We start from the raw sequence: 7,803 nt of genomic DNA on the forward strand, positions 1-7,803 counted from the left end.
GGGCCGCGAGGGCCTGCTGCGGGAGCGCGGCGTGCCGGTGCCGGCCGCGACTGCCGCGGACCGGACGGAGGCCGAGCAGGCCGGCCGCACGGCGGTCCTGGTGGCGTGGGGCGAACCGGGGCGGGGCCCGGAGGAGCTGGTGGTCCGCGGGCTGCTGACGGTGGCCGACACGGTCAAGCCGTCCAGCGCGCAGGCCGTTCGTGAGCTGCGCGCCCTGGGTCTGGAACCGGTGCTGCTGACCGGTGACAACCGGGCGGTCGCCGAGTCCGTGGCGCTCGGTGTGGGCATCGGCGCCGAGTCGGTGATCGCCGAGGTGCTGCCGCAGGACAAGGTGTCCGTGGTCCGCCGCCTCCAGAGCGAGGGCCGGACGGTGGCGATGGTCGGGGACGGCGTGAACGACGCCCCGGCGCTCGCCCAGGCCGACCTGGGCCTGGCCATGGGGACGGGCACCGACGCCGCCATCGAGGCCGGTGACCTGACGCTCGTCCGGGGTGACCTGCGGGTCGCGGCCGACGCCGTGCGGCTGTCCAGGCGCACCCTGAGCACCATCAAGGGCAATCTGGTGTGGGCCTTCGGGTACAACGTGGCCGCACTGCCGCTGGCTGCCGCGGGGCTGCTCAACCCGATGATCGCCGGTGCCGCGATGGCCTTCTCGTCGGTCTTCGTGGTGCTGAACAGCCTGCGGCTGCGGCGCTTCCGCTGACGGCTCGCGGCGGTCGGCCGGTCGCCCGGCGGGGCGCACCGGGCGGCGCGAGCGGGCGCGGGGCAGTCGGGCGCGGACCGGTCGGGCAGCGAGCCGAGGAGTCGCCGCAACACCGCCCGCATACCACCGGGCACAGGAGAACGCCCCGTCACGAGTCCCCCCACGGGCCCGTGCACGGGGCGTCCCCTTCTTCCCGGTCGGATTCCCCCCACGGGATCCGCGCCGGGCGTCTGCGAGGCCGTCCGCACTCCCGGGAGGCCGCTCAAGCCACCGGGTGCGTACGGCGCTGCGCGGCAGTGACGCCGCCGGGTGTCGCTGCCAACCCGTGAGACCCGCGACTCCGGTGAATGGTTGTGCGGCGGCCCGCTGTGATCTACGTCTCCCGCACATACGGAAGGCCCCGATCCGCTTGATCGGGGCCTTCCGTGTGTGTGCGGGACCTTCCCCGTGCCCGACGCCCCTCCACTGGGGGCGGGGCGCGACGGGGCAGGCATGGCCGGGCAGCCCGCGGACGGGCCGGCCGGCCGGTGGTCAGCGCTGCTCGACCGGCACGTAGTCGCGCTCGACGACGCCGGTGTAGACCTGCCGCGGACGGCCGATCCGGGAACCCGGCTCCTTGATCATCTCCTGCCACTGGGCGATCCAGCCCGGCAGCCGGCCGATGGCGAACAGCACGGTGAACATGCTGGTCGGGAAGCCCATGGCCCGGTAGATGAGCCCGGTGTAGAAGTCCACGTTGGGGTAGAGGTTGCGCGAGACGAAGTAGTCGTCGCTCAGCGCGTGCTCCTCCAGCTTGAGCGCGATGTCCAGCAGCTCGTCGGACTTGCCCAGCGCGGCGAGCACGTCGTGCGCGGCGTCCTTGATGATCTTCGCTCGGGGGTCGAAGCTCTTGTAGACGCGGTGCCCGAAGCCCATCAGGCGGACGCCGTCCTCCTTGTCCTTCACCTTGCGGATGAAGGTGGTGACGTCCCCGCCGTCCCGCTGGATGTTCTCCAGCATCTCCAGCACCGCCTGGTTGGCGCCGCCGTGCAGCGGGCCCCACAGCGCGCTGATGCCCGCGGAGATCGAGGCGAACATGTTCGCCTGCGAGGAGCCGACCAGCCGCACGGTGGACGTGGAGCAGTTCTGCTCGTGGTCCGCGTGCAGGATCAGCAGCTTGTCCAGGGCGCTCACCACGACCGGGTCCAGGCCGTACTCCTCGGCCGGGACCGAGAACGTCATGCGCAGGAAGTTCTCGACGTACCCGAGGTCGTTGCGCGGGTAGACCACGGGGTGGCCGATGGCCTTCTTGTACGCGTAGGCCGCGATCGTCGGAAGCTTGGCCAGCAGCCGGATCGTCGAGAGGTGGCGCTGCTCCTCGTCGAACGGGTTGTGGCTGTCCTGGTAGAACGTCGACAGCGCGCTGACCACGGAGGACAGCATCGCCATCGGGTGCGCGTCGCGCGGGAAACCGTCGTAGAAGCGCTTGACGTCCTCGTGCAGCAGCGTGTGCTGGGTGATCTCGTTGCGGAAACCGGAGAGCTCGTCCACGCTGGGCAGCTCGCCGTTGATCAGCAGATAGGCCGTCTCCAGGAACGTGCCGTGCTCGGCAAGCTGCTCGATCGGGTATCCGCGGTAGCGGAGAATGCCTTTCTCGCCGTCGAGAAAGGTGATCGCTGATTTGACGCCTGCGGTGTTGCCGTAGCCCGTGTCCAGGGTCACCAGACCGGTCTGGGCGCGCAGCTTGCCGATGTCGAAGCCCCGGTCACCGACCGTGCTGTCCACCAGCGGGAAGCTGTGGTCCTCGTCGCCGTACCGCAGTACTACTGCGTCGTTGTCGCTTGCGCGGTGTTCGCTCACGTCATCCCTCACCGACGTAGTGCCTCTTCCTCGAGGTGCCCTGACTGCCTCCACTGTCCCCCATTTGACGCCGTGCGGTGCACTCGGGGTCGGCCAAAGGGCTCGTTCGTGGCACCCAGTGCCGCCCGAAAGCTACGCCCCGCGCGGTGCCGTCCGCAATCGGTGGTCCAGCGCCGTCCAGCGGCGGCCCGCCGACACGGTACGCACCGCCTGCCCCAGGGCCCGGGTGGAGCCCACCAGCACCACGAGCTGTTTGGCCCGGGTGACCGCCGTGTAGAGCAGGTTCCGCTGGAGCATCATCCAGGCGCTCGTGGTGACGGGGATCACCACCGCCGGGTACTCGCTGCCCTGCGAGCGGTGGATCGTCACGGCGTAGGCGTGCGCCAGTTCGTCCAGCTCGTCGAAGTCGTAGCCCACCTCCTCGGCCTCGTCGGTCAGCACCGTCAGGCGCTGCTCCACGGTGTCGATGCCGGTGACCACACCCACGGTGCCGTTGAAGACGCCGTTGGCGCCCTTGTCGTAGTTGTTGCGGACCTGGGTGACCTTGTCGCCGACGCGGAACACCCGGCCGCCGTAGCGCTTCTCCGCCAGGCCCGGACGGGCCGGGGTGACGGCCTGCTGGAGCAGGCCGTTCAGCGCGCCGGCACCGGCCGGCCCCCGGTGCATGGGCGCGAGTACCTGCACGTCGCGGCGCGGGTCGAGGCCGAACTTGGCCGGCAGCCGGCGGGCCGCGACGTCCACGGTCAGCAGCCCGGCCTGCTCGGTGTCCTCCTCGGGGAACAGGAAGAAGTCCGGCAGGCCACGGGTGAGCGGCGGCCGGCCGGCGTTGATGCGGTGGGCGTTGGTCACCACCCCGGACTCCTGGGCCTGCCGGAAGATGCGGGTCAGCCGGACCGCCGGGACGGGGCCGCCCTCGGCGAGCAGGTCGCGCAGCACCTCGCCCGCCCCGACCGACGGCAACTGGTCGACGTCCCCCACCAGCAGCAGGTGGGCGCCCGGCGGTATCGCCTTGATCAGTTTGTTGGCCAGCAGCAGGTCGAGCATCGACGCCTCGTCCACGACGACCAGGTCCGCGTCCAGCGGGCGATCCCGGTCGTAGGCGGCGTCACCGCCGGGCTTGAGCTCCAGCAGCCGGTGCACGGTGGAGGCCTCCGCGCCCGTCAGCTCGGCCAGCCGTTTGGCGGCCCGCCCGGTCGGGGCGGCCAGCAGCACGCTGGCCCGCTTGGCGCGGGCCAGCTCGACCACCGAGCGCACCGTGAACGACTTGCCGCAGCCGGGGCCTCCCGTGAGCACGGCGACCTTCTCGGTCAGCGCGAGACGGACCGCGTCCCGCTGCTCGGGGGCCAGCTCGGCGCCGGTACGGCCGGCCAGCCAGGTCAGGGCCCGCTCCCAGTCGACGTCCCGGAAGGCGGCGAGCCGGTCCTCCGAGGTGCGCAGCAGGTGCCGCAGCCGGCCGGCGAGTGACAGTTCCGCACGGTGGAACGGCACCAGGTAGACGGCGGTCACCGTGCCGGCCGGGTCCTGCGGGTCCGGCACCGGCTCCCGTACGACCCCCTCCTCCTCACCGGCCAGCTCCCCGAGGCAGTCGATGACCTGCCCGGTGTCCACCTGGAGCAGCTTCACGGCTTCCGTGATCAGCCGCTCCTCGGGCAGGTAGCAGTTGCCCTGGTCCGCCGACTGCGACAACGCGTGGCGCAGCCCGGCCTTGACGCGCTCGGCACTGTCGTGCGGGATGCCGACGGCCTGGGCGATGCGGTCGGCGGTGAGGAAGCCGATGCCCCAGACGTCGGCCGCCAGGCGGTAGGGCTCCTCCCGGACCACCCGCACCGAGTCGTCGCCGTACTTCTTGTAGATGCGCACCGCGATGGACGTGGACACCCCCACCCCCTGGAGGAAGACCATGACCTCCTTGATGGCCTTCTGCTCCTCCCAGGCGGCCGCGATGTGCGCCGTCCGCTTCGGGCCCAGTCCGGGCACCTCGACCAGGCGGCCGGCGTCCTGTTCGATCACGTCCAGCGTGTCCACCCCGAAGTGCTCGACGATGCGGTCGGCGATGCGCGGGCCGATGCCCTTGATCAGGCCGGAGCCGAGGTAACGGCGGATGCCCTGGACGGTGGCGGGCAGCACCGTCGTGTAGTTCTCCACGGTGAACTGCCGCCCGTAGCCGGGGTGGGAGCCCCAACGCCCCTCCATGCGGAGGGACTCCCCCGGCTGCGCGCCGAGCAGCGAGCCGACGACCGTCAGCAGGTCGCCGTCGTGGCCGGCGTCCCTGCGGCGGGCGGGGGCGACGCGGGCGACGGTGTACCCGTTGTCCTCGTTGGCGTAGGTGATGCGTTCGAGAACGCCTTCGAGCACCGTCAGTGGCAACGACATGGACCGAAGGTAGCGCCCGGGGCCGACAGCCGGGAAAGGTGGCCGGCCGCGACGAAGTGATCACCCAGCGGCGCGCCAGCCGCTACATTTGCGTCTCCGCCACCTCGCCCGAGCCGGGCACCGCTTCCTTCGCCGTACCGCCGAGAGCCCCCAACTTCCGTCCACAGCAAGGAACATGCCGCATGAACAAGCGCAAGTCCACGACCGCTGCGGTGCTGGCCCTGGTGGCCGCCGCCCTCCTGCCCGCGTGCGGCACCGAGACGGGTGCGGCCGACTCGACCGGCCCGGAACAGATACGCCTGGGGCTGTCCCTGCCCCGCACCGACGGCGAGTTCTTCTCCGAGCTGGTGGCCGGCGCCCGCGGTGAGGCGGCGACGCAGGGCGTGCTGCTGGACGTGACGGACGCCGCCGACGACGCGGCCCGTCAGGGCGAGCAGTTGAACACGCTCAGCCGGCAGGGCGTGGACGGGCTCATCATCGGCCCGGTGGAGACCGAACCGGTCGCGGACTGGCTGCGGACCTCGACCGGCGGCAAGGTGCCGGTGGTGATCACCGACCGGCCGGTTCCGGGCGCCGACGTGGCCGCCACGGTGGCCTCGGACAACGAGCCCGGCGGCCGGCTGGCCGCCGAGGCCCTGGCGGAGGCCGTCGACGGTTCCGGTACCGTCGCCGTGTTGCGCGGCGGCGACGCCATCTCCGCCTCCCACGACCGCGGCGCCGGATTCACCTCCCGGCTGGCGGAGTTCCCCGGCATCACGGTGGTGGAGACCGTGACGGCCGGGTTCGAGCGGGACCGGGCCGAGGAGGCCACGCGGGAACTGCTGGACGCGCACCCGGACCTCACCGGGATCTTCGCGGAGAACGACGAGATGGCGCTCGGCGCGATCCGGGCGCTCGGCGACCGGGCCGGGGACAAGGTGCGGGTCGTCGGATACGACGGCACCCGGGCCGGCCTGGCCGCCGTCGCACGCGGCACGCTGACCGCCTCGGTGGCCCAGCAGCCCACCGAGATGGGCAGGTTGGCGGTACGCAACGCCGTGCGCGCGGCGCGGGGTGAGCCGGTGGACGCGAGCATCCTGGTACCGGTGGCCGTGGTCACCGAGGCGAACGTCGCCGACTTCCGCTGACCCCTCCCGGGCGCGGGGCGCCGCGGGCTCCTGGGCGCGAGCGGGGGGGGGAGATGCTGCGAGGGGTCCGGCCGCTAACGGCCGAACCCCCCGACACCCCCTCGGGTCACCCGGTGGCTCCCCCTCCGCCAGATGTCCCGATGCAAGGTGAGACCCGCGAGTCCCCGAGAGGGTTGTACGACCGGGACAACTTTTTCTCCGCACTCGGCGGCAGCCCGCTGGCCGCGCTCATCCCGCCGCGCGACGCGGCGAACGCGGCGATCACCTTCTACCTGGGGGTCAACCTCTTCACCGTGCTGGACACCGACCGGTCCCGGACCGACGCCGTGTTCGCGATAGCCCGGCGGCTCGCCCCGCGCGCCAAGCTGCTCACCATGCGGCTGCCCCGGCGACGGAACACCACCAGCCGCTGACCTCAGCAAGCCCCGGACCGGCAGGCGCACACACGGCACGCGGGGAGTGCCTCACGCATGGGACGTCCCCCGGCGGGCGCTCAGCCACCGGGGGACGTCGACCGCGGTGGGGCGTCGACCGCGGCGGGGGCCGGCCCCCCGGGTGGGGGTCGGCCGTGAGGGCGGTCAGTTGCAGCGCTGCCGGCGCTCCGTGTCGGTCATCGGCCGGGTGTGCTGGGTCTTGGTGCTGGGCGCGTCGGGCACCGGCCCGGTCGCGGTGAACGGCACGTACCAGATGTAGTGGCCGTAGTACGGGTCCTCGAAGTGCATCTCGTAGGTGCCCTCGACCCGCTGCATCTGGGCTTCCCGGGTGACCCAGCCGACCTCGCCGGGACGCACGTCGATGTTGGTGGTCTCCGACTCGGTGTGCGAGCTCGACCAGGTGTGCTCGAAGCTGGTCTCGATGCTCACCTTGAACACCTCGGCGAAGCCGTACTCGGCGCTGAGGGAGACCCCCAGGCTGTTGGACTCACCCGTGGTGTCCGACCAGCTGACCGAGGAACGCTGAAGATCCGAGGTGCAGTTGAAGGTGGCGTCACCGACCCGGTGCCGGTCGCCCATGAAGACGTCGGGCGGACCGGACGGGTGGAAGACGCAGACGTTGGTGCCGTTGTCGCACTTGTCCAGCAGTTCGCGGTTGGTCGGCTTGCCGTCGTGGTCGGCGCTGGCGGTGGGCGCGAAGGCCAGACTGCCGACAGCGGCGGCGGCGGTCAGGGCGAGTGTGGTGCGGATTCTGCTCATCGGTGTCCTCCGGTGGGGTGGTGGGGGATGGCACACGAGGGGGAAGGCGGGACCCGGGGAGTCCCCCGGCACGACCGGGCGCGATCGCTCACGGCCGCCGGGGCCCGGTCACGGCCGCCGGGGCTCACGACGGGGCCCGGTCACGACGGGGCCTTCGGCCGGCGCGGGCGGGAGACGCCGCCCCCGGCCGCGGTCGGCGGGCTCACGGCTCAGCTGAAGCCGACGGACTGGGTGCGGTCGTTCATGTACGGCCCGATGAAGGGGGCGTTCTCCTTGAACGGCCCGTCCCGGTCACCGCCGAGGTTCGGCTCCGGGTAGAGCCACAGCCAGCAGGAGGCCCAGGGCTGGACGGAGGAGATGATGTTCTTCCAGTCGTCCGGGAAGGTGAAGTTGTAGTCGACCTTGCCGTCCTTGGTGCACAGGCCGTCGCCGTAGACGGTGAACGTGGCGCCGCCGTAGTCCTCGTGCTCGAAGAACGTTCCCAGGATGATGTCGGCCGCCGCCCGCGCCCCGGCCGTGCCCCCCAGCCGTCCCCGTTCGGCCGCAGCACTGGGTGTCATCATCGACG

The 7,803-nt window shown here is 72.0% G+C and carries 6 protein-coding genes and 1 pseudogene; 3 read left to right on the plus strand and 4 right to left on the minus strand.

The annotated features are described in order from the left end of the window. On the plus strand, nucleotides 1-703 hold a 703-nt coding region (locus ACYVE9_RS10570), incomplete at its 5' end, for an HAD-IC family P-type ATPase (RefSeq protein ID WP_461027518.1). A 531-nt stretch (nucleotides 704-1,234) separates the two neighbouring features. On the opposite strand, the gene ACYVE9_RS10575 is transcribed toward ACYVE9_RS10570, so the two are convergent. Both ACYVE9_RS10575 and recD2 read right to left on the minus strand, forming a co-directional pair. Then, nucleotides 1,235-2,542, minus strand: a complete 1,308-nt coding sequence (locus ACYVE9_RS10575; RefSeq protein WP_461027519.1) for a citrate synthase — start codon at nucleotides 2,540-2,542, stop codon at nucleotides 1,235-1,237. Between the two features lie 132 nt (nucleotides 2,543-2,674). Then, on the minus strand, nucleotides 2,675-4,915 hold the full coding sequence (gene recD2, locus ACYVE9_RS10580) for an SF1B family DNA helicase RecD2 (protein ID WP_461027520.1): 2,241 nt from the start codon (nucleotides 4,913-4,915) through the stop codon (nucleotides 2,675-2,677). Nucleotides 4,916-5,097: 182 nt separating this feature from the next. Here recD2 and ACYVE9_RS10585 point away from each other — a divergent pair, with 182 nt between their 5' ends. Both ACYVE9_RS10585 and ACYVE9_RS10590 read left to right on the plus strand, forming a co-directional pair. Continuing rightward, nucleotides 5,098-6,042, plus strand: a complete 945-nt coding sequence (locus ACYVE9_RS10585; protein WP_461027521.1) for a sugar ABC transporter substrate-binding protein — start codon at nucleotides 5,098-5,100, stop codon at nucleotides 6,040-6,042. Between the two features lie 140 nt (nucleotides 6,043-6,182). Beyond that, entirely contained in the window at nucleotides 6,183-6,455 is a 273-nt protein-coding gene (locus ACYVE9_RS10590) for a hypothetical protein (RefSeq protein ID WP_461027522.1), read from the plus strand. A gap of 165 nt (nucleotides 6,456-6,620) precedes the next feature. On the opposite strand, the gene ACYVE9_RS10595 is transcribed toward ACYVE9_RS10590, so the two are convergent. Both ACYVE9_RS10595 and ACYVE9_RS10600 read right to left on the minus strand, forming a co-directional pair. Next, nucleotides 6,621-7,235, minus strand: a complete 615-nt coding sequence (locus tag ACYVE9_RS10595; RefSeq protein ID WP_461027523.1) for a hypothetical protein — start codon at nucleotides 7,233-7,235, stop codon at nucleotides 6,621-6,623. Nucleotides 7,236-7,444: 209 nt separating this feature from the next. Further along, a pseudogene (locus tag ACYVE9_RS10600) lies at nucleotides 7,445-7,803 on the minus strand (hypothetical protein); the annotation flags it as partial.

It is taken from the genome of Streptomyces sparsus (assembly GCF_054776295.1).